This is a genomic window from Pseudomonas sp. P7548 (assembly GCF_013386585.1).
Lineage (GTDB): Bacteria > Pseudomonadota > Gammaproteobacteria > Pseudomonadales > Pseudomonadaceae > Aquipseudomonas.
Genome location: NZ_JACARO010000220.1, coordinates 1 through 305, shown reverse-complemented (window position 1 = coordinate 305; position 305 = coordinate 1). Strand labels below are relative to the sequence as shown.

Sequence of the window (305 nt, the reverse complement as noted above, 5' to 3'; positions counted from 1 at the left end):
TCCCACAGGGGTTATGTGTTCAGTCGTCGAGTGGTTGCGGGGCTGGCTTGCTGCCGGCTTTTTCCGGCTTGGCCGGTTTGGCGGGCTTGGCCCCTTTGGCGGGAGGCGCCGCAGCAGGCTCGGGTTCGGCCGGTGCGGCCAGGTCTTTTTCAGCCTGGGGCATCTGGTCGATGGCGCTGAAGAATTCCTTCAGGTCGAGGGTGTCCGGTGGCACAGTCTTCTCGACTTTCTTCTCGCCGTCCTTGCCCACCAGAATCACCTTGGTACCGCTGCCGGCACCCAGCTTGAGGGCGCGGATCAGGGCG

At 64.6% G+C, this 305-nt stretch carries 1 protein-coding gene; it reads right to left on the bottom strand.

The genetic code is table 11. The annotated features are described in order from the left end of the window. Positions 1-19 precede the first annotated feature (19 nt). Positions 20-305, bottom strand: a 286-nt coding sequence (locus HX803_RS32395) for a DUF4174 domain-containing protein (protein ID WP_178926116.1), incomplete at its 5' end; no start/stop codon positions are given.